2 protein-coding genes and 1 pseudogene are annotated in these 1,496 nt (G+C 69.7%); all 3 read left to right on the top strand.

All coding sequences use genetic code 11. From position 1 onward, the window contains the following. Positions 1-207 (top strand): annotated as a pseudogene (locus RMP09_RS06475) (biotin synthase BioB); the annotation flags it as partial. 11 nt (positions 208-218) lie between these two features. After that, positions 219-635: an aspartate 1-decarboxylase gene (panD, locus tag RMP09_RS06470; RefSeq protein WP_291100280.1), complete on the top strand. Its 417-nt coding sequence runs from the start codon at positions 219-221 to the stop codon at positions 633-635. 71 nt (positions 636-706) lie between these two features. After that, the coding region (locus RMP09_RS06465) for an aminotransferase class III-fold pyridoxal phosphate-dependent enzyme (protein ID WP_310565188.1) at positions 707-1,496 on the top strand (790 nt) is incomplete at its 3' end.

Genomic DNA, 1,496 nt, shown 5'->3' with positions numbered 1-1,496 from the left:
CGCATCACCATGCCCACGGCCAAGGTGCGCCTGTCGGCCGGGCGCCGGCAGATGGACGAATCGACCCAGGTGCTGTGCTTCCTGGCGGGCGCGAACTCCATCTTCTACGGCGACAAGCTGCTGGTGACCGGCAACCCCGATGTCGAGGCCGACCGTGCACTGCTTCAGCGCGTGGGCCTGAAAACGCGCCACACGTTCAACGCCTGAGGAGATTCCCCATGTTCCGTACTCTGCTGAAATCCAAAATCCACCGCGCCACCGTCACCCACTGCGAGCTGCACTACGAAGGCTCCTGCGGCATCGACGAAGACCTGCTGGAGGCGAGCAACATCCGCCCCAACGAACAGGTGCACATCTGGAACGTCAACAACGGCGAACGTTTCATCACCTACGCCATCAAGTCGCCGCGCGGCAGCGGCATCATTTCGCTCAACGGCTCGGCCGCCCGGCGCGCCAGCGTGGGCGACCTGGTGATCATCGCGGCCTTCGGCATGGTCCATGAAGACAAGCTCGACGAAGCCGTGCCCAAGCTGGTGTTCCCCGACGCCGCCAACCGCATCGTCGAGACCCGCAGCGAGCCCGCCGGTCCGCAGGCCGGCGATCCGGTCATCCTGCCGCTGGGCGCAGAGCTTTGACGCTGCCTGTGTCGGCCAACGCCGCCTGGCGCCAGCGCAGCCTGGCCGCTGTGTGGCACCCGTGCACGCAGATGAAGCTGCACGCGCCCGACGGTGCGGGGTTGCCGCTGATCCCGGTGGCGCGGGCCGCGGGCGTGTGGCTGCACGACCACGAAGGCCGCCGTTACCTCGACGCGATCAGCTCCTGGTGGGTCAACCTGTTCGGCCACAACCACCCCGCGATCCGCGCCGCGCTGGTGGACCAGCTCAACACGCTGGACCATGTGATGCTGGCCGGCTTCACCCACGGGCCGGTGGTTGAACTCTCCGAGCGCCTGGCCGCGCTCACCGGCCTGGGCCACGCCTTCTACGGCAGCGACGGCGCCAGCGCCACCGAGATCGCGCTGAAGATGAGCGCCCACCACTGGCGCAACGCGGGCCGGGCCGAGAAGAGCCGGTTCGTCGGCGTGGCCGGTGGCTACCACGGCGAGACCGTGGGCGCGCTGGCGGTGACCGACATTGCGCTGTTCCGCGAAGCCTACGCCCCGCTGGTGCGTCTGGCCGCCACCGTGCCCAGCCCTGACGCCCGGCAGGCCGCGCCCGGCGAGACCCCGGCCGACGTGGCCGAGCGGGCCGCCGCCGCCCTGGGCGAGTGGCTGGCCGAACACGCTCACGAGACGGCCGCCGTGATCATCGAGCCGTTGATCCAGTGCGCCGCCGGCATGGCCATGCATCACCCGCTGTACCTGCGGCGCGCGCGCGAACTCTGCGACCAGCACCAGGTGCACCTGGTGCTCGACGAAATCGCGGTCGGCTTCGGCCGCACGGGCACCCTGTTCGCGCACGAGCAGGCGGGCATCCGCCCCGACTTTCTCTGCCTCT

Origin of the sequence: Hydrogenophaga sp., from assembly GCF_031426985.1 — a bacterium.
Taxonomy (GTDB): Bacteria; Pseudomonadota; Gammaproteobacteria; order Burkholderiales; family Burkholderiaceae_C; genus Hydrogenophaga.
This window is presented reverse-complemented; position numbering and strand designations above follow the sequence as displayed.